This window comes from Microcoleus sp. w1-18aA5, assembly GCF_036701705.1.
GTDB lineage: Bacteria > Cyanobacteriota > Cyanobacteriia > Cyanobacteriales > Microcoleaceae > Microcoleus.
Map to the genome: position 1 here is coordinate 1 of NZ_JAUPTE010000016.1, position 20,768 is coordinate 20,768.

Consider the following 20,768-nt stretch of genomic DNA (forward strand, 5'->3'; position numbering starts at 1 on the left):
ATTAATAATGCCATATATGACTCCTTTATCACCTACCGAAACTGGTCTAAACTAACTATGTTATTCTACCACAAATACAGTCTGTCTACTTACGCCGAGCTGTACTAGGTATTTTCGTTGCCAGGTTTGCCTGGTAATGAAAACCCGGAGGCTCTGCCTTCAAACTCTTGTCTCATTTTAATGGAGGCAAAGCCTCCCGATATCTGTCCCCAGGCTCTGCCGGGCTACGAGCAAAATGTAGCGCCCAATCTCAACTGGAAACCATCTAAGCAGAAATAGGTACTGGTTCAGCACCAATATAGCTCGTAACTGCGATCGGGGGAGAAGTCGGCTTAGCAATCAAATAACCTTGAACCAAAGTTGCTCCCCGTTCTCGCACCCACTCAAACTCCTCCAAAGTTTCTACACCTTCAGCAACAGTTTTAATTTCTAATTGAGCGGCAATTTCTAACATCTTTTCGGTAATGAGTGCCTTATAATAATCTTGATGGACGTTGCGAATTAATTGCATATCCAACTTAATAAAATCTGGACGCAGTTGGTGCATCAAATTTAAATTAGAAGAACCGCTGCCAAAATCGTCCAGGGCGATTAAAAATCCTGCCTCTCGGTAAAATCTCAGAATATTAATCAAGTGATCGATATCAGGAGGGTGCTGAGATTCCGCTACTTCAAAAACAATATTGCTGTGAGGAATTCCCGCTTCATCAATAGCCTGTACAGTTCTTCGCAGGCACGTAGCGGGATCGTAAACTGAAGTCGGAGAAAAATTAATAAAAAGTAGTTCTTTGATATCGTAAACATGGGCTTCGCGGATAGCGCGAGTCCGAGCTAAAACATCTAGTTGAAAAATCAGACCGGCTGATTCTGCTTGGGCAAAAATCCGACCCGGATAAATTAAGTTTCCTTGCTCGTCAATTCCTCGGAGTAGGGCTTCATGGGCAAAAATTTTAGAAGTATCTGAGGTATAAACAATGGGCTGAAAATGTGTAGTAATGCGTTCTTCCCACAACAAATCTAACAGCCAGTCCGACTGGCTGAAGTTAATAAAAGAGCATAAGGAAGTGCTGCGATAAAAATCGCTAAGTTGTGGCTTTTGAACTTCGCGCATCCACAAAACTTTTGTTTCTTTCAACTCTTGAGTTGTCAGTACAGATGATGCTAGGGCGCTAAACTTTTCTTTGGCAATTCCCTCAAGCATAACGTACAAACACTTGCTTTCTTCTAACAGCCGGAATTCAAGTTCAGTCTTGGTTAATGCAGAAATAACCTTTTTGAGCGTGTGCGATACTGGAAACCACAGGTATAGACCTCCGCTGCCCTCTATTTTTGCGGGTACTGTTTCGCAGCGAGAGCAGGAGCCGAAGGCTTTGCCACTTATTTGCATTGGAATATCCTCCGGTTTTTAGGTTAATTTTAGGCAGGCTAACTACTCTGTTATATTATAAGCTCATTCAGCTATTAATTCATCTATCTCAAGATGTAAATCTTAATGAACTTGTATTTAAGAATTATTGCAGTATTTATACTTGTCTCCGGTTTCAAACCTTGGTCAAAGTTCTCAGCATCGAGCAAGTAGGTGTGATTAAACACAGTCCCCAATCATCACAGACTGAGAAGGCGAAGACTTGTAGACTTGTTCTCTACTCTCTACTGCCGATCTGATTGTTTACGTTTTATTCTATAGTTCGCTCTGCCAAAACAGTCGCTACAGCTAATTGTTTAGCAAAGGGGAATTCAAACGCCCGTGAAGCGCAGCTATCCCGTAGAGAATCGCCCGATCGACTAATTTATGCGTACCAGAAATCTACACACCCGGACGATCGCCCAAAACAAACTCACTTGCTGGGGCATATCCACTTTAATTTTATAATCGGGATGACAGGATTTGAACCTGCGACCCCCTCGTCCCGAACGAGGTGCGCTACCAAGCTGCGCTACATCCCGAAATTAGTCACTAGATTTTAAGCTTATCACATTCAAGTAAAAATTTAGCAACCTCGTATATAATTATTTGTAAAACACTACTCAGGCGGAGACAGACGTGACAGTTAAGCCCCAGTGGTTGCGAGTTAAAGCCCCTCAGTGGGAGCGCGTCGGCAACGTCAAAGAAATTTTGCGGGATTTATCCCTGAATACGGTTTGCGAGGAGGCGTCGTGTCCGAACATCGGCGAATGCTTCAACGCAGGTACTGCGACATTTTTGATTATGGGCCCGGCTTGTACCCGCGCCTGTCCTTACTGCGACATCGATTTTGAGAAAAAGCCCCAACCTTTAGATCCCACAGAACCCCAAAGATTGGCCCAAGCAGTGCAGCGGCTCAAACTTAATCACGTCGTGATTACCTCTGTCAACCGGGACGATTTGCCGGATGGGGGCGCGTCTCAGTTTGTCGAGTGCATTCAAGCGGTGCGCTCGGCGATGCCCAATACAACTATAGAAGTTTTGATTCCCGACTTGTGTGGCAACTGGCAAGCTTTAGAAATCATTCTCGGAGCCCGACCAGAGGTACTCAACCACAATACCGAAACCGTAAAGCGACTTTACCGCAAGGTGCGGCCACAAGGAAAGTACGATCGCACCTTGGAACTATTGCAGCGAAGCCGCGAACTCGCACCTGGGGTTTACACCAAATCCGGCATCATGGTGGGACTCGGAGAAACAGACGCCGAAATTCGGGAGGCGATGCAGGACTTACGGGCTGTCGGCTGCGATATTTTAACAGTTGGACAGTACCTGCAACCGACTCAAAAGCACTTGAACGTAGAAAACTTTGTGCCTCCAGAACAGTTTGATGCTTGGAGAAAGTTTGGCGAAGCTTTGGGATTCTTGCAAGTTGTTGCTTCTCCCTTAACTCGCAGTTCCTATCACGCCGAACAGGTAAGGGAACTGATGAAACTTTACCCACGCTAGCAATTTTAATTTGAGTTGACTCGCGCCCGTTAGCGAAGCCCTCGAAGAGGATCGCACCATTCTCACTAAAACCAGATCAACCGGGTAACAGCCAGGAAAAACTTGCGCTTGATATGTAGGTCCTAGGCAAAAAACCCGGTTGTAGATGCTGGTGTTCTGGGCGTGATGTTAAGCGGGAAGCAGCAGCCAACACCAAAACAATTATCGGTCGATCGTCGTCTCCAAGTCGCGACTTACGCAAAAGAGATCCAGAAACCGGGTTTCTTCATCAAACTTCTAGGTTTTAATCAAGAAATTTGAGGAAGAAACCCGGTTTTTGCGTCAGCCAATAACTCGGTACAGAAGCCTCTAGCAACTCTGAAACCCATATTCTATAATGGATTAAACTTCTGCGCTCACTGTCGCGTATTTAATCAACAGCGCCGAGTTATATAAAGTTTTATTAAAAAAATGGCTAATTTTCCGAAGTGATCGGGAACCAGGTTATCGGTGATGAAGATTAACTTAACTTCTGACTAACGTCACTTGTTTCTAGCTAGTCACTATCTATACTAGCTACATAAACAAAGAAGTACAACACACTTTTCGGGCCTTCAACCTGTTACATCAGAAAGTTCTTAGCGTTTTCCAGAATCTTGGTAAAACAAGTGGGACAGCAAAAGTTCGATCGAACAACAGCAGAAAAGTCAGAGAAGTTACTAAAGAAACACAAAGCGGTGATGCTTCGTCTTAACCAAATGGGCATCTTAATTATAAATAACCGCTAAGCGTAGCATCTTTTCACCGGAGCCACTGAGAAAATCACTATGCCAGCCACCTCTTTTTACGCTGAAGCTGAATTCGACGAACAACTGCGAGTCAATCCCTTGCAAGGTGATGTGTTGGATGAAGATGCTGAAGAAGCTGGAGACGAACTGCTCGACCAAGACCCAGCAGAGACAGAAGATGCAGACCCAGCAGCCAAATTGCAAAAAAATGCCAACCGTCGCACTACAGATTTAGTGCGCCTGTACCTCCAAGAAATAGGTCGGGTTCGTCTCTTGGGTAGAGACGAAGAAGTCTCGGAAGCTCAAAAAGTTCAGCGCTATATCAAATTGCTGGAATTACGCAACACCGTCGCCTCGCAGGAAGAAGGGCTAATTGGGCGCTTCGTGCATTTAATAGAAGTGCGCGATCGCTTGTCCGCACAGTTGGGACACAAACCTTCCTTGGAACGCTGGGCCTTAACTGCCGGCGTCGGTGACGTGCCAGAACTAAAGCGAATTATGGCAGAAGGCAAGCGCCAGTGGGCCGAGTTAGCAGAAATGACGGTAGAGGCGATCGAAAGAATTCAAGCTGAAGGCGTCGAAGCTAAAGACCACATGATTAAGGCGAACCTGCGCCTGGTGGTTTCGGTGGCGAAAAAATATCAAAATCGCGGTTTAGAATTGCTCGACTTAATACAAGAAGGTACTCTCGGATTGGAGCGAGCTGTAGAAAAGTTTGACCCGACGCGGGGCTATCGGTTTAGCACCTATGCCTACTGGTGGATTCGGCAGGGAATTACGCGGGCTATCGCCACTCAAAGCCGCACAATTCGCCTCCCCGTCCACATCACCGAAAAACTTAACAAAATCAAAAAAGCCCAGCGCAAAATTTCTCAAGAAAAAGGTCGGACAGCTACGATCGAAGACATCGCTGTCGAGTTGGACATGACGGCGCCCCAAGTCCGAGAAGTTTTGCTGCGAGTCCCCCGTTCTGTTTCTTTGGAAACTAAAGTGGGCAACGAAAAAGATACAGAGTTGGGCGACTTGCTCGAAACCGACAGCATCTCCCCAGAAGAAATGCTGATGCGAGAAGCTCTGCACCGCGACTTGCAGCAACTGCTGGCAGATTTGACCAGCCGCGAGCGAGATGTAATTCTGATGCGCTTTGGTTTGGGTGACGGACACCCCTATTCGCTGGCAGAAATCGGTCGTGCCCTCGACTTGTCCCGCGAGCGCGTCCGCCAAATTGAAGCCAAAGCTTTGCAAAAACTCCGCCAACCTAAGCGTCGCAACCGCGTCCGCGACTATCTGGAGTCTCTAACTTAAATTGGGCAGGTCAGTCAGCGCGATTAATCAGGGAGCAAGGCATTTGGCACTTGTGCAGAAGGCATGAGGCATTCGGCAGAAGTAACCATATTTACTTCTAAACAACTTCTCTGTCCTCTGCAGCAAGTCAATCGATTTTAGATTTTAGATTTTAGATTTTAGATTTTAGATTTTAGATTTTAGATTTTAGATTTTAGAATTGAAGCATTGACCCCACGCATAAATTCGGGGGGCAAGTTTCATCGGATACAGGTTTTTTATTTCTGGGTTCTGAGTCTGCGCGTTAGAATCGATCCGGGGGCTTGTATCCTGGATGCTTTCAGTCAATCGATTTTAGATTTTAGATTTTAGATTTTAGATTTTAGAATTGAAGCATTGACCCAACGCATAAATTCAGGGGGCAAGTTTCATCGGATACAGGTTTTTTATTTCTGGGTCCTGAGTCTGCTTTCGGAATGAATCCGGGGGCTTGTATCCTGGATGCTTTCAGTCAATCGATTTTAGATTTTAGAATTGAAGCATTGACCCAACGCATAAATTCAGGGGGCAAGTTTCATCGGATACAGGTTTTTTATTTCTGGGTCCTGAGTCTGCTTTCGGAATGAATCCGGGGGCTTGTATCCTGGATGCTTTCAGTCATAAAGCTTGTTAAAAGTCAAAAAATATCAAAAACCAAATTTTTTCCTCAATCTTTTTTCAATAAGCTGCGATATTTGCAAAATATCTCGATCGTTGTGTAATATTGTCAATAGGCAGACTTTCTTGAGAGGGTCACTATGGCACTTTATACCGCGTCCTCATTCAAATCCGAACTCAATGACAAAGGCTGGCGGATGACTCCCCAACGGGAAACCATCTTGCACGTGTTCCAGAACCTCCCCAAAGGCAATCACCTGAGTGCGGAGGATTTGTACACTTTGTTAAAAAATCGCGGCGAAAACATTAGCTTGTCCACCATTTACCGAACTTTAAAGTTAATGGCAAGGATGAGCCTCCTCCGCGAACTCGAACTAGCAGAAGGTCACAAACACTATGAAATAAACCAGCCTTACCCGCATCACCACCACCACCTAGTCTGCGTTCAGTGCAACAGAACGATCGAATTTAACAACGATTCGATTTTGAAAATTGGCATGAAGCAAGCTGAAAAGTCTGGGTTGCACCTGCTAGACTGCCAGCTAACCATTCATACGGTGTGCCACGAAGCTTTGCGGATGGGATGGCCGTCTTTGGTTTCTAGCAATTGGTCTTGTCCGAGGTCGATCGCCCAGAACGGCAACAGCGCCCCGGATTCAATCGAGTGAAAGTACACTATTTTCGCATTTTAAGTACGGCTTGTTACAACTTTTAACAAAAATTGGTAGCCCAAGTGCGATCACAGTTACGCGGAAACCGGGTTTCTTCAGAAAAATACATCATTTCAGGAAGGAGTCGGAAACGAGAAACCCGATTTCTTTGATGTAGCGTCCGCAAGCCTGGGGCTAAAAAGTTTGGCTCAACAAATCGTCGCTGCTGACCCCGTAACTGCGCTGAGCTCGATCGAGGGCGTCTCTCGTCCCAGTATCCAAAACTCCGCTGATCGAGCCTGTGTAAAAGCCGAGGTCTTGCAGCCGCCTTTGTAATTGCTGAATGCTCGATCGAGAGTTGAAACTGCTGCTAATTGGAACAGCACGAACAGCTACCCGGCCAGCTAATGCGTTTTGGAGCGCAGCCAAAGTCGCCGGAGTGGCAATACCCGTCGCCGGTGACAAATTGCGTTCCTGCTGAAACGAAAGCACCGCAAACTCGGTTTCGCCTCCAAATACTCCGTTCACCGGGCCGGGGTTTTTGCCCAGACTTCTGAGTGCAGACTGAAGCTGTCGGACAGCAGGCCCAGTATCGCCCCGTCGCAGACCAGCAGCGATTTGCGGTACAGGCGCTGCTGCCTGCCTGTTGCCTTGCTGCAAAGCCGATCGAGTGCTGCGATCGACCCTTCCAGTCCCGAACAGCCCGCTATCTCTCTGAAAGCGGATCAAAGCTGCTTGAGTTGGTCGATCGAACCAACCGTGAATCTGGCTCCTGTAATAACCCAATTCTTGCAGCCGCCGCTGCACAAATTCTACTTCTCGGCCTCTGTCGCCCAACTCCAGAAAATCTCCGGCATTACTCTGTTGGTCATCTTCCTCAGTCCATGAGGTAATTTCAGCTTGCCTCATCTGGGAATCGATAGCAGTCAAAGTAGCAGTGTCAGCGCAGCCGTCAGAAACCAGATTGTAATCTTGCTGAAAACGAGTCACAGCGTAGAGAGTGCGTTCCCGAAACTTACCGTCAACGCCACCTTCAAAATAGCCCAAAGCTTTTAATTGTCGCTGGATCAAGTCTACCGTCGCTCCTCGGTCTCCGAACCGCAGCCCCTTGCAACCGCCATTTCCCGAAATATTCTCTGGAAGCGTAACGGGGGGAATCGGTCTGGTGGAACCAAACAGCAAAGCTAAAGTTTGCCTGTCAGCAACTCCAGTCACCCGCAGTCGATTAATTCGCTGGAAGTATCTCACCGCATGAAGAGTCACTTCCCGAAAACTCCCTGTGGGATGCGCGTTGAAGTAGCCTAGCTGCTTCAACCTGCGTTGGAGAGCAGAAACACCTGCACCCGCGTCTCCAAAACGCAGCTCCCGATAATTTGTATAAATAGTATTAAAAGGCCGATCGTCATCCCCGGCAAAACTGTTGAGTGCTATCACAGTAGCTCGATCGGGCCTGCCAGTCAGCGACAGTTGATAGTCTCGCTGAAAGTTAGTCAGCGCTTGTTTTGTAACCGGGCCGAGTTGACCTGTCGATGATCTGGGAAAATAACCGAGTTCCCGCAACCTGTCTTGAATCGCTCGCACATTGGGATATCCCGGATCTATTTGAGCAAAAGCCGCACCGGCTGCACTCAAAACCGAGAGCATCAAAGCCAGAGACAACAAACGGACGTAAGTCTGACTCGATAGGTTTTGCCACTTGGGCTGATCAAAAATTTTCGACTCTGTGGGTGCTTCGCAAACAAGAGCAAGTTCGAGGTAAGCAAGAGATTCCATAATTTTTTAGTGTGAAATTGTGGGTGGGTTGTGTGAGCAAACTGCCAAAAATGATTTTTGGCACGCTTGGCTTGGATTCTATCAACGCTAAGTTCTACCTGGAAAGCGCGAAGCACCCGTTTTTCTAAAAAATTTACCGTCAAAAATAATTACAGGTAACAACTAAGATAGCATCGCTGCTTCTAGAGGCGCGAGACTCAGCAAAAAAGTTTGCAGGCATAGTCTTAGCCTTTAAGGCCAAAAAAGAATAAGTTCTGGGGTAGTGCTGGCTAATATTTTATCTGGCTGCAGCAGAAATTACCACAAGACTTGGGCGCAGGTTGTCATCACCTTAATTTGTTGTCGGGTAAAGAGCCTGAAATCGCAGGTTTTTTGTTAAGAAACGCGGCTTTTTTATGTGGCGAGTGCATCTGGGAAAGTACCGCTGATTAACCAAAAAACTAGCTACTAAAAATCCCCACTTTTGCTAATTGCAAATAGGGCGGGGATTTTTTGATAAGTTGACTTTGTATTAAAAAATCGACGATCGCTTAAATTAAGCCGAACCGATCGCAAATTACAGCTACTCCCGCTGCAAAAATAGTAATTGCGATGGCTACTAGCGGGTTTTGGCCTCTGCTCACCGCAAAAGAGGTAACGACCCCAGCTCCCAAAGCCGCAGTAACAGCAGCAGTCGCCAAATCTCGATCGGGACGTTTGTCGTACATATTTTTTATTGTTGGTAGCTGTTAAGCTGAAAACTTACATCTTGTAATCCAAGCTACCACTCTTGCCCCTGTGGCGGTGACAACCGCCTGGGTTTTGCAACTAACCTTAAAATTTTGCTAATTTTCTTAACATACTCTCCTGAATAACATAAGTTGGGATTATGTATTTTCGAGTTTTTCTGTTGAGTTTTAGCTTTGGAAACCTTTTGTCTGATGGGCTTTTATGTCAAATTCAGGATTTTGCAGTGGCGATCGCACCCACAATCTGTGCGCCTTAAACAGCAATCCCCAATATCGTAAATAAATTTAACTTGACTTTTTGTAAAAAATATGTGCCTTGCCATTTGAAGCAAAAGACAGAAAAAAACCCGACCTTGGTGAAGAATCCGCACACTGCGATTGCTTCGCTGCCCTCACAATCACAAGAGTATATTTTTTGTCTAATTTTTATTCGTCCTCAACTTTTTCAGTATTGCCACCTTTGACCCAACCTTCGCGATTGCCATCCTCAATCCGAATTCGCTGCCACTCTTTGTCGGGCGACTCTTCCAAAACTACGACTCTTTCCTTGTAACCAACACCGCCAATGCGGTTCGAGTCTCGGCTACCAGTATCCCGGAGAATTAAGCCGATCGGCTGAGTCACCATCGCGCGGTAAGCTCCCGGTTCCAGGGGTTTGGGAGACGGGGCATCGCTAGATGTAGAAACAGGGCTAGCCTGGGCTGTTGACTTCGGCGCAGCGCCCGCAACCTGAGCTGGTGTTTTGTCGTTGGAAAAAATTGGTTTTTCGGGCAAAGTAGTTAGCTTAGCGGCAAAGTAAAGTGCAGCAGCCACGCTAGCACCTGCCATCAGGACGATCGCTAGCAGAAAACCTACTAAAAATTTGAAAACGCTATATACACTGTTCATAAAACCGCAAATGAAGGAAGAAGGAAGAAGGAAGAGGGAAGAAGGAAGAGGGAAGAGGGAAGAGGGAAGAGGGAAGAGGGAAGAAGGAAGAGGGAAGAAGGAAGAGGAAAGAGGGAAGAAGGTTGACTGTTGAGTGTTGACTGCTGAATGTTGAGTAAAATCTGGTAACTGCCAACTGACAACTGGCTACTAACTACTGACTACTGACTTCAAAAGCTTAACCTTGAATCCGGCGGCTCAAACTGCCGTATCTAGAAGCAAGGCGAGCTTTTCCAGCAGCGGCCCAATCTTGGAGAAACTGGATTTGTTCTTGAGCCGTTCTGGCTAAGGGCACCATCTGACTAGCTGATTCTAAAATATCATCTGTCGTAAAGTCTCGATTTTGGCTAAACCCAATGTGCATTGCTTCAATCAAAGTTTGCTCGATTTCGGCCCCTGAAAAATCGGGAGTTTCGTAAGCCAAGCGTTCTAAATCGTAATTTTTGATGCTGTGCGATCGCAACCGCAACAAATGTACCTCAAAAATCGCCCGCCGTTCCTCCTGGCTGGGCAAACCCACAAAAAATATTTCGTCAAACCTGCCTTTTCTCAGCATTTCTGGCGGCAAAGACTGGATGTTATTGGCTGTTGCTACCACAAACACCGGCGAAGTTTTTTCTGCTAACCAAGTAATAAATGTCCCGAACACCCGGCTAGTTGTGCCGGAATCCCCTTTACCGTCTAATCCCGCAAAAGCTTTGTCAATCTCGTCAATCCACAGCACGCAGGGGGCCAAAGCTTCGGCTAGCTGAATCATTTGCCTGGTGCGGGATTCCGATTCTCCTACTAATCCGGCAAACAAACGCCCGACATCCAAGCGTAGTAAAGGCAAATGCCAGTGGTGGGCGATCGCCTTTGCTGTTAAGGATTTTCCGGTTCCTTGAATTCCGACTAACAACAAACCTCTGGGATGCGGCAAACCGTATTGGCGGGCTCGATCGGAAAAAGCACCGCCGCGTCGCAGCAGCCATTCTTTGAGATTGTCCAAACCACCGATATCCGATATATTTTCGCGGGCTGGGTAAAAATCCAGAATTTGAGTTTGGCGAATTGTTTGGCGCTTTTCTTCTAAAATCAGTTCCGCGTCGTCGGGGTGGAGTTCGCCTCTGGTTGCGATCGCCTTGGCCAAAACTCGACGGATTCGTTCGAGCGACAGTCCTTGACAGGAGCGCACTGTTTCGTCCAGCAAACGCCCTTCAATGGCTTGTCCGGTTGCCCCTAACAGCCTTTCTACCTCAATTTTAATTTCCCCCGCCGCAGGCAGGGGGAACTCCAAAACAGTCATCACTTCGCTGAGGTCTTCCGGGATCGAAATTAGAGGAGATACAATGACAATATTTTTGGGTACAGATTTGAGGAGTCTCGCCAAATTCCGCAGCTTGCGGGAAATCGAGACATCTTCCAAAAACCGCTGAAAGTCGCGCAGAATAAAAATTGCCGGCGCGGTGGCTGGCAATTTTTCGAGAAATTCCAAAGCTTGTAGCGGGTTGCGCTTGCCAAAACCGGCATCGTTGGGATTGCCTTGGTAGCCATCAACAAAATCCCAGATGTAGACAGCGCGAGAACCCTGTTTTTTGGCGCATTGGGCGATCGCCGATTCTACGCGCTCTTCTTCCCGTGTGGGAATGTAAATTAGGGGGTAGCGCGATCGCAGCAGCAGTTCAAACTCGTCGCTAAAAATAGTCATTAGTCAGTTGTCAGTGGTTATTAGTCATTGGTTATTAGTCATTAGTCCTTAGTCCTTAGTTATTGGTTATTAGATGTTAGTCGATGTGATTTTTTTTTGCAGTCCTTATTCAACAGTTATTAGTTCTTAGCTACTGACTGCTGACTACTGACTAATGACTAATGACTAATGACTAATGACTAATGACTGTTGACTATTGACTAAGGCAATTGCCGTTTAAGTGCTTCCAGAGACGCCCAGCGACTGTCTGAGACTGTTTCGGTGCTTTCTGTATTTGCATCATCAGTTAAAGAAATTCCCGGACATTCAATATCGCATATCTGTTTGTGCGGCAGTTCCAAACACATTTGCTCGTACACCCAATCGCCCGGAGAGAAATAGCCACCTGGGGACAAATTTTCCACCAAATCTTCTAAAGCAACTTCTATTTCTGCTGAACTGGAATCTGTTTGATTTGCTGTTTCTTCGAGCCAGATTAGTTCCGATGAGTTGAGTGCCAAACGATGATTGTATTGTTTCAAGCATCTGTGGCAGGTGAGAGTAACTATTGTTTCTGCTTTCGCCTTCACCTCAAGATAATTCCCTTGGTGAGTCACTTGCAGTCGTCCTCGCACCGGAGTAAGAGTTTCTAAATCGGGGATAAATTCTTCAAAATCAATGACCTCTTTCCGCTCACTTTTTGTGAGTAGATGAGGGATATAAATTGTCTCCATAATCTTTTGCCTTCCTACTTCTTGAATTCAAAGGTCAAAAGGAATAGTTAATTTTTAACTTCTTCCTTCTTCCTTCTTCCTTCTTCCCTCTTTAGCGTCAGCGCAGGCGCACTACCAAACGCCGATCGGGTTCTTGTCCTTGACTGTAAGTTTCTATGTCCTCACATTCGCTCAAAAAGCTGTGGACTTGACGGCGTTCTGCCGAAGACAGCGATTTTATTTCAACTTCAACTCCCGTCGATCGGGCTTGATCTGCTGCGTACTCTGCCATCGATCGCAATTCCTCTTGGCGGCGGATGCGATAGCCATTTAGTTCAACTGTATAAGGAATTGACTCCTCTACTTCCTGACCTATATTCTGAACCGTGTTACAGAGGTACTGAATGGCATCTATTACATTACCGTTTGGCCCGACTAAGATTGCAACTTGTTCTGGAGTCAAATTGCTTTCATCTATTGTCATCCAATAGCAATCTTTTTGTTGTTCGCATACCACTTTTGAAGGAATTGCGGACAGTTGTAGCAATTCTTCTAACCATGCCTGTCCGCGCTGCATTTGAGAGTCTTTCATTGTTGTTAAAATCAAGCCTTTTTCTTAGAACGCTTGGGCTCAAAGGGAAGTGCATCTAATCCTTGTTCTTTTTGGGTTTTCGCCTCTGCTTCGTCCACTATTTTTTGGAGGTTTTCGGGCAGTGGTTCTCGCGACAAAATAAACGATTGAACTGTTTGGAAGATGTTAGCAATCAGCATATACATCAACACCCCGGCGGGCAGCGGGAAGAACAAAAACATCCCTGAAAATATGACTGGCGTCAGTTTGTTAACTGTAGCCTGTTGGGGGTTGTCGTTTGGTCCTTGTGCTTGTCCTGAAAGAGTTTGGTTGATGTACAAACTGATGCCGAAGCCCAGGATCATTACCAAAATATCCCAGTGGATTGTACCGTCTGAGTCGATCGCGCCAACGCGGCCTAGAGCTTCAATAAACAGGAATCCTTTGTTACTAGCCAATCCGGGGATTGTGCCTTGAACTGTAGCTTCACCGGGCGCTAATGCCGTGATGTTGCCCTGTTCATCTACCTTTATCAGATCTTCGCCTTTGATGACTTTCCAGCCGGGTTCAAAATCGATTTCGCTCTTATTTTCTGCCGCTAAAACTTTGAGAGGTTTGCCCTCTGGGGTTTGAAAATTAATCTTGGTTGTGTCGCCGACTGCGAGTTTGTCGCCGCCTGGAATTACGCCCACAACAGGAGCATGAAAAGTACCTGTGACGTAAATATTTTGGGGCGGTGTCGCAAAAGCTTGCGGTTGAACAGTTTCGATTTGTTCTTTAGGCAAAACTTGAACGTTGACGCTGTAATTTATGTCAGAAAACGGCGAACCCCTGAGCGTTGCAAACAGTGCAAACAGCACTGGCATTTGCAGCACCAAGGGGAAGCATCCTGCTAGAGGATTACCAAATTCTTTGTATACTTTGCTCATTTCCTCCTGCTGTTTGGCAGGATTGTCTTTATAGAGTTTTTGAATTTGATCTACTCGCTCTTTCATCAACGGCTGCGCTACTTTCATGCGCCGCATATTGCGAAGAGAGCCTGCGTTGAGAGGATAAAGAGCAAAGCGAATCACGAGCGTCAGTGCTACGATCGCTAAACCGTAGCTTGGCACGATCCCGTAGAAAAAATCTAGGATCGGGAGCATGAGGTTGTTGGAGAGAAACGAGATACCGAAATCCATTCGCTTTGAGTTAATTTAGGTGCTCTATGTTTGCTGTTGAGAACTATTTTTACCCGCTGAAGGCGAGCCGCCTCAATTTTTAGGGTTTTGTCTCTATCTTAGGACATGGCCCGTCGATCGACCGCCCAGTCTGCGGGTTTGTTGTAAAGAGTTTGCCAATACTCGCACTCACTTTACCCTGATTTGAGGGCGAAGCGTTTCGGTTATTTAGCTTTGGCCGCGTTTGCTTTTTGAGCGGCTATGGGCAGTTTTTCGTTAATGTAGTCATACATTGCTCGAAATTTCGGCATAGCTCTGAGTTCCAAGCGGCTGCCATTTTTCATGGTGAGCACCATGTCTCCGTAAGTCCCGAAACCGCGAGGTACTGTGACGATTTTGACTATATCTGAGTAGATAACGTCTGTCTGTTCGCCCCCCATCCAACCGCTAGTTACCGACACTCGGCGGCTCGTGATCCGATAGCGCAGCCACAGAGCCCGGACAATTGCTCCTACTGCTAGGGGGATTCCCACCACAGTCAACCCCAGGAGTAAATTCAGGATCAAGTCTCCCGGCGCGGGGCCGCCTTCATAATATACTTCCTCTCGAATTCCCATCTAGTACCTCGGCTTCTACCAACAACTGCTCTAATTCTTGCAGAATTTCTGCATAATTGCACTCTTGTGCGATCGGACGCACGACAATTACTAAATCCCACCCGAATTTTAATCGGGGCAATAGCTGTCGCAAAGCTGCCCGAATCTGACGCTTAATCCGGTTGCGGACTACAGCGCGTTTGCTGACTTTCAGGCTGATGGAAATGCCTGTGCGAGTGGGCTGCAAGGATTTTTCGTCTGTCGGTTTCGCAAATTCGGCGCTTTTTGGTTTACGCAGAGCTCTTAAACTGAAATGGGCCGAGTTGCGGCGCATTCCCTTGCGGTAGACGGCGCTGAAGTCTTTTCGGTGCTTAAGTCGGTTTGTCTCGGGCAACATGGCGTAGGGCGATCGTGGAGGCCTCTCAACCTTGATGCAGTGCTAGACTGCGAGGCGGTGGCGACCTTTGCTGCGGCGAGCTTTGATTACCAATCGACCAGTTGCGGTACGCATTCTGGCGCGAAAACCGGATGTTCTTTTTCTTTTGCGGCTGGTTCCGTGCAGGGTTTGCTGTGTCATTTTGATTTCTCCCGGCTTGTTACTTTACTTTTGATTAATATTCACAATCTTCTAGTGTACCATAGAGAGGTTTTCTTGGCAATAATGTTTTTATGATTTGAATTGAGACTAAGAGTGAAGTTGCGATCGCAGCCTTGAATGATTGGTAAAGGCTAGAATCCCGCAGGCTTTAAGTGCGGTGGCGTTCTGAAGCGCTGACATCTATTGAAAGCCTTGCTAAAAGAATTAATTGGATGTTTGAAAAACAATGCGTTAAAATGCCAAATATAACCAACCAGAAAAAACAGAAGAATGCCACAGTATTAACCCCTACTCCGAATCCTTTAACCCAATTAACTTATCAAGTTCTAATTGAAAAGCACGATCAAGACCTCTACAGCGCAATAGTTTGGGAGTTGCCAGAGTGCAGAAGCTCAGGATCTACTAAAGAAGAAGCTTTAAAAATTTTGCACCGATTGTTGACCGAGCGTCTAAAAAAAGTCAAAATAGTCTCTCTGACAGTAGACATTCCCCAAACTGAAAATCTTTTAATGAAGTGGGCAGGAGCTTTTAAAAACGATCCGCAATTTGATGAGATGCTAGAAGATATGGCAGAAATGCGCCGCGACAGGAATGCACAAATGGCAGAATATTACGATCGACTCGATGAAGCCGAAGCCACCAATAAAATTGAGGTGGAGGAAACTGCTAAGTGACTTTGTGGATATTTGATACAGACCATGCCACACTTTTTGGGCAGGGTAATCTACAAATAGTGCAGCGTGTCAGTGAAGTTAATCCAAAAGATATTGCTATTACGATCGTTACATTTGAAGAGCAAATGTATGGACGACTTAACCGTATCAGACGAGCGACATCAGGGGATGAAATAATATCAGCTTATGCAAGTCTGCGAAAAACCCTTAACTATCTGACCGATTTTGAGTTGCTTGACTTCGATCTAGATGCTGAAAATTATAGATAATTTTGGCGGCAAAAAATCCGCGTTGGCACGCAAGATTTACGGATAGCCGCGATCGCACTTGCAAAAAGCGGTATTCTACTTACCCCGAATCGTCGAGATTTTGAAAGAATCCCTGGATTGAGGTTTGAAGACTGGTCAGTGCAATGATTGGGATGTGCGATCGAGCATGATCTAGTTGTGGAAAAAAGTTCGATGGAGTTCACCATGATTCGACCAATCACACCCAATGACAACGCCGCGCCGATCGCCCTGGCCGACGCCACCGCCTGTTCGAGCCGAACCAACTCGATGAAGTTGGCGAAATGCTAGCTGACTAATTCGGTGGCAACAGCGGCAGCCATCGCTTTTGGATCGCAGACGACGCCAGAGTTTCTCAGCCAAATGCGCCGCGCGTGTCTCTCTCCCGGCGGAATAGGCCTCTTTCTGCCATGCGATCGCGCCTGTCAGCGTCCCGCCTACCTCTTGCAGTTTTGTCGCCAATGCCGGAAGTCGGCAAACCGTCTTCTTGCCACAAGCCCCAAAGGGTGTAAGTCGGTTTTTTGGCGACTGCTACGCTAAAAGCGGGAATCCGCCCTCTGCCGGATCGGTTAACAATTCTTATTGTTCTTAAACTAGAAAGAGTAAATCTAGTTGCGATCTGAATTTATGTTGCTTCCAGCCGACCAACGCACCAAGTTAGACGACACCGACGACAATTTGTTCTACTCCTATCCCCGGTTTGTAACGCACGTAGACGATGGATTTATTCAGCAACTAACCGATTTATATCGGGAACGGCTGAAACCGAATACTCGGATTTTTGATATGATGAGCAGTTGGGTTTCTCACTTGCCCGACGAGATGCAATTTGCCCATGTAGAAGGGCACGGCATGAATGAAGAAGAGTTGGCAAAAAATCGCAGACTGAATCATTATTTCGTGCAGAATTTGAACGCAAATCCCAAATTGCCACTGCCGGATGCAGAGTTTGACGCGGTTGTCAACTGCGTTTCGGTACAGTATTTGCAGCACCCAGATGCGATTTTTGCCGAGATTCACCGAATTTTGAAGCCTGGTGGCATAGCAATTATGAGCTTTTCCAACCGGATGTTTTATCAAAAGGCGATCGCGGCTTGGCGGGAAGGTTCCGAGGGCGCTCGGGTCGAATTAGTTAAAGGTTACTTTGATTCTGTCAAAGGAGTGAATATACCTGGATTTAGCAAGCCGGAAGTAATTGTTCGCAAGCCTAACTTGCCGAGTTTTATGCAAATGCTGCGAATACCAAGCGGCGATCCGTTTTATGCGGTAGTTGCTTACCGCCAAAGTTAGGATTTTGGGGCAGTAAGGACTTTAGTACTTTAGGTGGAGATGGAAAACACTAAAGTCCTTACTACAAACCGATCGAAAGCTACGCTCTTTAGGTTAGGATATATTTAATATTTGTTCCTAAAATATGGAAAATAAACTTTTGCAGCGCATCACACTCGATCCAAATATCTGTCACGGAAAACCCTGTACGCGCGGTCTCCGATATCCAGTATAATTAATTATTGAATTACTTAGTTCGGGTATGAACACTAAAGAGATTATAGATGACTATGAAAATTTAGAATATAAAGATATTCTAGCTGGTTTGCTATTTGCAGCGCGACGGAATCAAGTGAAAAGCATATACTGAGTATTGTAGTTTATAAGTAATCATAAAGTAGGTTAAAACCTTGATATGAAACCATACCAGCAAATAGCGATCGACGAATGTGGCGAACCTTTAGTCCCTATTCCAGCAGAACATTTTGCATTTGAAATGCCGCACCCTTATCAAAAGTTGGGTGCACCGTATCACAACAGCAAAGCAGATTCCCCTTACTACTTGCGGCAAGGAGTTGTAAATAGTTTAATCGCCGCTCAAACCCAGCTACAGCAAAATTATCAAAATTGGAAAATTCTGATATTTGACGCTTATCGGCCGGTGGAAGTGCAGCAATTTATGGTAGATTATACTTTTAATCAAATTGCCCTAGCTCAAGGCTGCGAATTTCCGGTTTCCGAAGACAAACGCCAAGTGATTATAGAACACGTCTATCAATTTTGGGCAGTACCCAGCCTCGATCGCGCAACCCCTCCTCCTCACAGTACAGGTGCAGCTTTAGATATAACTTTAGTGGATGAAAACAATCGGCAAATTGATATGGGTTCTCCGATTGATGAAATATCAGAACGTTCTTATCCCGATTATTTTTGTAATAGCAAGGAGCCTCAAAAACAGGAATATCACCGTCGCAGGCAAATATTAAAAAATGCGATGATAGCTGCGGGTTTTCAGCAACATCCTAACGAATGGTGGCATTTTTGTCAGGGCGATCAGATGTGGGCTTGGTTGACAAATAAAAACAATAGTGGTAGTCAATTGATTGCCCGATATGGCCGCTATTAAAAGGGTACGCAATTAAATCGGAACGGGCGCACCCGCGACCTTAAGAAAAGGTTTTTTTGACCAAAAACCTCAGCTTGTAACTGCTTCGTGTGGCAATAAACCTGGTTTCTGACACTCTGTGCCTCCCGCACTATAAAAGTATGAGCAAAATAAATCATTTGTGTCAGGATACACTGCAACTATTGCCAGCGGGGTAGCGGTGGTTTAAAATCAACGAGAGCTAACAAGTGCAGGCAATATTTGCCAGCACCGCAAACCCTAAAGGATAACTCAGAGTTCACCCAATGAAAGCACTCATCCTCTCTGGCGGTAAAGGAACACGCTTGCGTCCCCTCACCTATACGGGTGCTAAGCAGTTGGTTCCTGTAGCAAATAAGCCGATACTGTGGTACGGAATTGAAGGAATTGTGGCGGCTGGGATTACTGATATTGGGATTATTATTAGTCCCGAAACCGGGGAAGAGGTGAAGACGAAAACAGGAGATGGATCTCGCTTCGGGGCGAAAATTACTTATATCTTGCAAGCAGAGCCGGCAGGACTCGCTCACGCGGTAAAAGTTGCCAGACCATTTTTGGGCGATTCTCCGTTTATTATGTATTTGGGAGATAACTTAATTCAGAATCAGTTAGATCCGTTTTTAGAGATTTTTAACAAGCAGAAACTAGACGCTCTGATTATGCTGCGTCCCGTTTCCAATCCCTCTGCTTTCGGTGTGGCAAAAGTTGATGAGAAAGGCAGAGTTTTGCAGTTAGTAGAAAAACCCAAAGTTCCGCCGTCAAATTTAGCACTGGTGGGAATTTACTTTTTTGCTCCTACTATCCACGAGGCGATCGATCAAATTCAACCTTCCCCCCGGGGCGAACTCGAAATTACCGATGCCATTCAACAGCTCATCAATCAGGAAAAACACGTAGAAGCCTGCAATTTAGAGGGTTGGTGGCTGGATACGGGGAAAAAAGATGATTTGCTGAGTGCAAACCAAATCATTTTAGATAGCTGCATCGTAGCTTCAACTGAATTAAAAGTAGATGCGAAAAGTCAAATTATCGGGCGAGTGCAAATAGGAGAAGGAACGGAAATCATTAATTCTACAGTTCGCGGGCCAGTGGTAATTGGGGAAAATTGCCGCATTGAAAATTGCTTTATCGGGCCTTACAGCAGTATTGCCGATCGCGTGACGATGATTGATGCTGATATCGAACACAGTGTAATATTGCAAGGGGCGAAAATAGTTGGCATTCACCAGCGAATTGTTGACAGCGTGATCGGGCAGCGAGCTCAACTCACCAATGCACCGGCTCGTCCAAAAGCTCTGCGGTTTATGATTGGTGATGACAGTCAAATTGAGTTATAGCAATCCTTGCAGGAGTCGTAAACTTTTTACCCCACCCCAACCCTCCCCGCGGGTTCGGGGAGGGAGTAAGAAATTCACAAATGATTTAGGATTGCTATAGCTTAAATTGAGATATTGCCAATATCGGAAGCAATAATCCTGATTTAGCAAGAGATAAATTTTCTTGTGGGGAGTAGGGGTAGGGCATCCGGCCCGCCCTTGAACAGGCAAGGTGCCTGTTCCACAATTAATTACAATTATTCACACAGCAAAGCGGCTTGTTCACAATTAGTTACAATGATTGCAACAGCGAAGATGCCTGTTCCATAATTAAGTCATAGTAAGTTATCTCAAGGAGAGGAAAGTTTGGAGTACGAAGAAATACCAACTCAACAGATAATACATAAATTGCGGCAAACTTTGGAGCCGCGAATTGGTATTGCTGAGCTGTCGCTGTTGGGAACAGAAAATAGTACGATCGCCCAAAATGAAGATGATGAAGATATCGCCCTTTTAAAGGCAGGTTTCGACATTTATAATATCCCCATTACCTCTTACCAAAGGCGACTCGGTTCCGCAGTCATCGTCGTTAGGAAAATAGTCCGAAAATTGCTCAGACCGGTACTCGAACGACAAGTAATTTACAATTTTGCTAATACGCGGGTCGTGCATACATTAAGCACACAACTGCAAAAATTGCAAGAAAATCAACAAACTATCTTTGAAAAAATTGAATCGGAATTCAGCAGCGAATATCCCGAAGTTACAGCACAGCTTGAGACTCAGCAAAGAGCAATCGCAACTTTTCAGTCTGAAATAGAGCAAATTAAAGCAGTGCAGCAGCAACATACTGCTATTTTAGAGAAGATTACCGCTCAATTACTCGATCGACAAAAATAAAGCATCAAAGATGACCCAAAATAATTTGGTCACAAGGCCCCAGATTTATTCGCGAGAGCAATGCTTTAATCAAAAATCTAAAATTATTCAATTCCTCAATCTAAAATCCCAAAGCCCAGATATAAAATCCCTCAATCATTCAATTTTTCAATCTAAAATTCTTCAATTCTTCAA

At 45.7% G+C, this 20,768-nt stretch carries 21 protein-coding genes, 1 tRNA gene and 2 pseudogenes; 11 read left to right on the forward strand and 13 right to left on the reverse strand.

Annotated elements, in window-relative coordinates; translation table 11 throughout:
* Positions 1 to 265: 265 nt before the first annotated feature.
* Positions 266 to 1,387 (reverse strand): EAL domain-containing protein, encoded by a 1,122-nt coding sequence (locus Q5691_RS08315; protein ID WP_333210578.1) that lies wholly within the window; start codon positions 1,385 to 1,387, stop codon positions 266 to 268.
* 486 nt (positions 1,388 to 1,873) lie between these two features.
* Positions 1,874 to 1,947: transfer RNA gene (locus Q5691_RS08320), tRNA-Pro, on the reverse strand.
* A gap of 91 nt (positions 1,948 to 2,038) precedes the next feature.
* On the opposite strand from Q5691_RS08320, the pseudogene lipA reads away from it, so the two are divergent.
* From lipA to Q5691_RS08335, 3 genes and pseudogenes are all read left to right on the forward strand, one after another.
* A pseudogene (lipA, locus tag Q5691_RS08325) lies at positions 2,039 to 2,914 on the forward strand (lipoyl synthase); the annotation flags it as partial.
* An 806-nt stretch (positions 2,915 to 3,720) separates the two neighbouring features.
* A complete protein-coding gene (gene sigC / locus Q5691_RS08330; RefSeq protein ID WP_333312209.1) occupies positions 3,721 to 4,986 on the forward strand; it encodes an RNA polymerase sigma factor SigC in 1,266 nt (421 codons plus the stop codon).
* A 776-nt stretch (positions 4,987 to 5,762) separates the two neighbouring features.
* The gene (locus Q5691_RS08335) at positions 5,763 to 6,290 is read left to right on the forward strand and encodes a transcriptional repressor (RefSeq protein ID WP_333229416.1); all 528 of its coding nucleotides are present in this window, start codon (positions 5,763 to 5,765) and stop codon (positions 6,288 to 6,290) included.
* Between the two features lie 177 nt (positions 6,291 to 6,467).
* Here Q5691_RS08335 and Q5691_RS08340 read toward each other — a convergent pair whose 3' ends face one another.
* From Q5691_RS08340 to Q5691_RS08350, 3 genes are all read right to left on the reverse strand, one after another.
* The gene (locus Q5691_RS08340) at positions 6,468 to 8,045 is read right to left on the reverse strand and encodes a peptidoglycan-binding protein (RefSeq protein WP_333344438.1); all 1,578 of its coding nucleotides are present in this window, start codon (positions 8,043 to 8,045) and stop codon (positions 6,468 to 6,470) included.
* A gap of 530 nt (positions 8,046 to 8,575) precedes the next feature.
* The gene (locus Q5691_RS08345) at positions 8,576 to 8,752 is read right to left on the reverse strand and encodes a hypothetical protein (RefSeq protein WP_242724391.1); all 177 of its coding nucleotides are present in this window, start codon (positions 8,750 to 8,752) and stop codon (positions 8,576 to 8,578) included.
* A 447-nt stretch (positions 8,753 to 9,199) separates the two neighbouring features.
* The gene (locus Q5691_RS08350; protein WP_333344439.1) at positions 9,200 to 9,661 is read right to left on the reverse strand and encodes an SH3 domain-containing protein; all 462 of its coding nucleotides are present in this window, start codon (positions 9,659 to 9,661) and stop codon (positions 9,200 to 9,202) included.
* Positions 9,662 to 9,671: 10 nt separating this feature from the next.
* Here Q5691_RS08350 and Q5691_RS08355 point away from each other — a divergent pair, with 10 nt between their 5' ends.
* Positions 9,672 to 9,794, forward strand: coding sequence for a hypothetical protein (locus Q5691_RS08355; RefSeq protein WP_333344441.1), 123 nt, complete (start codon positions 9,672 to 9,674; stop codon positions 9,792 to 9,794).
* Between the two features lie 84 nt (positions 9,795 to 9,878).
* On the opposite strand, the gene Q5691_RS08360 is transcribed toward Q5691_RS08355, so the two are convergent.
* The 7 genes from Q5691_RS08360 to rpmH all read right to left on the reverse strand — a co-directional run bounded on the left by Q5691_RS08360 (position 9,879) and on the right by rpmH (position 14,983).
* Positions 9,879 to 11,387, reverse strand: coding sequence for an AAA family ATPase (locus Q5691_RS08360; RefSeq protein ID WP_333210571.1), 1,509 nt, complete (start codon positions 11,385 to 11,387; stop codon positions 9,879 to 9,881).
* Between the two features lie 200 nt (positions 11,388 to 11,587).
* A complete protein-coding gene (locus tag Q5691_RS08365; protein WP_333057959.1) occupies positions 11,588 to 12,100 on the reverse strand; it encodes a YceD family protein in 513 nt (170 codons plus the stop codon).
* 97 nt (positions 12,101 to 12,197) lie between these two features.
* Complete coding sequence (locus tag Q5691_RS08370; protein ID WP_333039170.1) at positions 12,198 to 12,671, reverse strand: R3H domain-containing nucleic acid-binding protein; 474 nt, start codon at positions 12,669 to 12,671, stop codon at positions 12,198 to 12,200.
* Between the two features lie 11 nt (positions 12,672 to 12,682).
* Positions 12,683 to 13,831 carry a membrane protein insertase YidC gene (gene yidC, locus Q5691_RS08375; protein ID WP_333039172.1) on the reverse strand — a complete coding sequence of 383 codons (1,149 nt, stop codon included), beginning with the start codon at positions 13,829 to 13,831 and terminating at the stop codon, positions 12,683 to 12,685.
* A gap of 203 nt (positions 13,832 to 14,034) precedes the next feature.
* The gene (locus tag Q5691_RS08380; protein WP_333161710.1) at positions 14,035 to 14,427 is read right to left on the reverse strand and encodes a PH domain-containing protein; all 393 of its coding nucleotides are present in this window, start codon (positions 14,425 to 14,427) and stop codon (positions 14,035 to 14,037) included.
* Positions 14,399 to 14,803 carry a ribonuclease P protein component gene (gene rnpA / locus Q5691_RS08385; protein ID WP_333083007.1) on the reverse strand — a complete coding sequence of 135 codons (405 nt, stop codon included), beginning with the start codon at positions 14,801 to 14,803 and terminating at the stop codon, positions 14,399 to 14,401. The genes Q5691_RS08380 and rnpA overlap by 29 nt, the downstream gene beginning before the upstream one ends.
* A 42-nt stretch (positions 14,804 to 14,845) precedes the next feature.
* Positions 14,846 to 14,983 carry a 50S ribosomal protein L34 gene (rpmH, locus tag Q5691_RS08390; protein ID WP_006632320.1) on the reverse strand — a complete coding sequence of 46 codons (138 nt, stop codon included), beginning with the start codon at positions 14,981 to 14,983 and terminating at the stop codon, positions 14,846 to 14,848.
* A 257-nt stretch (positions 14,984 to 15,240) separates the two neighbouring features.
* Here rpmH and Q5691_RS08395 point away from each other — a divergent pair, with 257 nt between their 5' ends.
* Both Q5691_RS08395 and Q5691_RS08400 read left to right on the forward strand, forming a co-directional pair.
* On the forward strand, positions 15,241 to 15,678 hold the full coding sequence (locus tag Q5691_RS08395; protein WP_333344443.1) for a type II toxin-antitoxin system HicB family antitoxin: 438 nt from the start codon (positions 15,241 to 15,243) through the stop codon (positions 15,676 to 15,678).
* On the forward strand, positions 15,675 to 15,947 hold the full coding sequence (locus Q5691_RS08400; protein WP_333344445.1) for a hypothetical protein: 273 nt from the start codon (positions 15,675 to 15,677) through the stop codon (positions 15,945 to 15,947). The genes Q5691_RS08395 and Q5691_RS08400 overlap by 4 nt, the downstream gene beginning before the upstream one ends.
* A 171-nt stretch (positions 15,948 to 16,118) precedes the next feature.
* Here Q5691_RS08400 and Q5691_RS08405 read toward each other — a convergent pair whose 3' ends face one another.
* A complete protein-coding gene (locus tag Q5691_RS08405; protein WP_333344447.1) occupies positions 16,119 to 16,427 on the reverse strand; it encodes a hypothetical protein in 309 nt (102 codons plus the stop codon).
* A gap of 165 nt (positions 16,428 to 16,592) precedes the next feature.
* Between Q5691_RS08405 and Q5691_RS08410 the strand changes: the two genes are divergently transcribed.
* The 5 genes and pseudogenes from Q5691_RS08410 (at position 16,593) to Q5691_RS08430 (ending at position 20,594) form a co-directional block, all read left to right on the forward strand.
* Positions 16,593 to 17,255, forward strand: a complete 663-nt coding sequence (locus tag Q5691_RS08410; protein WP_333344449.1) for a class I SAM-dependent methyltransferase — start codon at positions 16,593 to 16,595, stop codon at positions 17,253 to 17,255.
* 124 nt (positions 17,256 to 17,379) lie between these two features.
* Positions 17,380 to 17,604 (forward strand): annotated as a pseudogene (locus Q5691_RS08415) (DUF433 domain-containing protein).
* 45 nt (positions 17,605 to 17,649) lie between these two features.
* The gene (locus tag Q5691_RS08420; RefSeq protein WP_333344451.1) at positions 17,650 to 18,360 is read left to right on the forward strand and encodes a M15 family metallopeptidase; all 711 of its coding nucleotides are present in this window, start codon (positions 17,650 to 17,652) and stop codon (positions 18,358 to 18,360) included.
* 284 nt (positions 18,361 to 18,644) lie between these two features.
* Positions 18,645 to 19,715, forward strand: coding sequence for a glucose-1-phosphate thymidylyltransferase (locus Q5691_RS08425; protein ID WP_333083001.1), 1,071 nt, complete (start codon positions 18,645 to 18,647; stop codon positions 19,713 to 19,715).
* Between the two features lie 345 nt (positions 19,716 to 20,060).
* Positions 20,061 to 20,594 (forward strand): hypothetical protein, encoded by a 534-nt coding sequence (locus Q5691_RS08430; RefSeq protein ID WP_333328444.1) that lies wholly within the window; start codon positions 20,061 to 20,063, stop codon positions 20,592 to 20,594.
* Positions 20,595 to 20,768: the final 174 nt, after the last annotated feature.

Coding starts and splice junctions, on each gene's coding strand:
- Q5691_RS08315 (WP_333210578.1), bottom strand. CDS start 1,387: ATGCAAATAAGTGGCAAAGCCTTCGGCTCCTGCTCTCGCTGCGAAACA.
- sigC (WP_333312209.1), top strand. CDS start 3,721: ATGCCAGCCACCTCTTTTTACGCTGAAGCTGAATTCGACGAACAACTG.
- Q5691_RS08335 (WP_333229416.1), top strand. CDS start 5,763: ATGGCACTTTATACCGCGTCCTCATTCAAATCCGAACTCAATGACAAA.
- Q5691_RS08340 (WP_333344438.1), bottom strand. CDS start 8,045: ATGGAATCTCTTGCTTACCTCGAACTTGCTCTTGTTTGCGAAGCACCC.
- Q5691_RS08345 (WP_242724391.1), bottom strand. CDS start 8,752: ATGTACGACAAACGTCCCGATCGAGATTTGGCGACTGCTGCTGTTACT.
- Q5691_RS08350 (WP_333344439.1), bottom strand. CDS start 9,661: ATGAACAGTGTATATAGCGTTTTCAAATTTTTAGTAGGTTTTCTGCTA.
- Q5691_RS08355 (WP_333344441.1), top strand. CDS start 9,672: ATGAAGGAAGAAGGAAGAAGGAAGAGGGAAGAAGGAAGAGGGAAGAGG.
- Q5691_RS08360 (WP_333210571.1), bottom strand. CDS start 11,387: ATGACTATTTTTAGCGACGAGTTTGAACTGCTGCTGCGATCGCGCTAC.
- Q5691_RS08365 (WP_333057959.1), bottom strand. CDS start 12,100: ATGGAGACAATTTATATCCCTCATCTACTCACAAAAAGTGAGCGGAAA.
- Q5691_RS08370 (WP_333039170.1), bottom strand. CDS start 12,671: ATGAAAGACTCTCAAATGCAGCGCGGACAGGCATGGTTAGAAGAATTG.
- yidC (WP_333039172.1), bottom strand. CDS start 13,831: ATGGATTTCGGTATCTCGTTTCTCTCCAACAACCTCATGCTCCCGATC.
- Q5691_RS08380 (WP_333161710.1), bottom strand. CDS start 14,427: ATGGGAATTCGAGAGGAAGTATATTATGAAGGCGGCCCCGCGCCGGGA.
- rnpA (WP_333083007.1), bottom strand. CDS start 14,803: ATGTTGCCCGAGACAAACCGACTTAAGCACCGAAAAGACTTCAGCGCC.
- rpmH (WP_006632320.1), bottom strand. CDS start 14,983: ATGACACAGCAAACCCTGCACGGAACCAGCCGCAAAAGAAAAAGAACA.
- Q5691_RS08395 (WP_333344443.1), top strand. CDS start 15,241: ATGCCAAATATAACCAACCAGAAAAAACAGAAGAATGCCACAGTATTA.
- Q5691_RS08410 (WP_333344449.1), top strand. CDS start 16,593: ATGTTGCTTCCAGCCGACCAACGCACCAAGTTAGACGACACCGACGAC.
- Q5691_RS08420 (WP_333344451.1), top strand. CDS start 17,650: ATGAAACCATACCAGCAAATAGCGATCGACGAATGTGGCGAACCTTTA.
- Q5691_RS08425 (WP_333083001.1), top strand. CDS start 18,645: ATGAAAGCACTCATCCTCTCTGGCGGTAAAGGAACACGCTTGCGTCCC.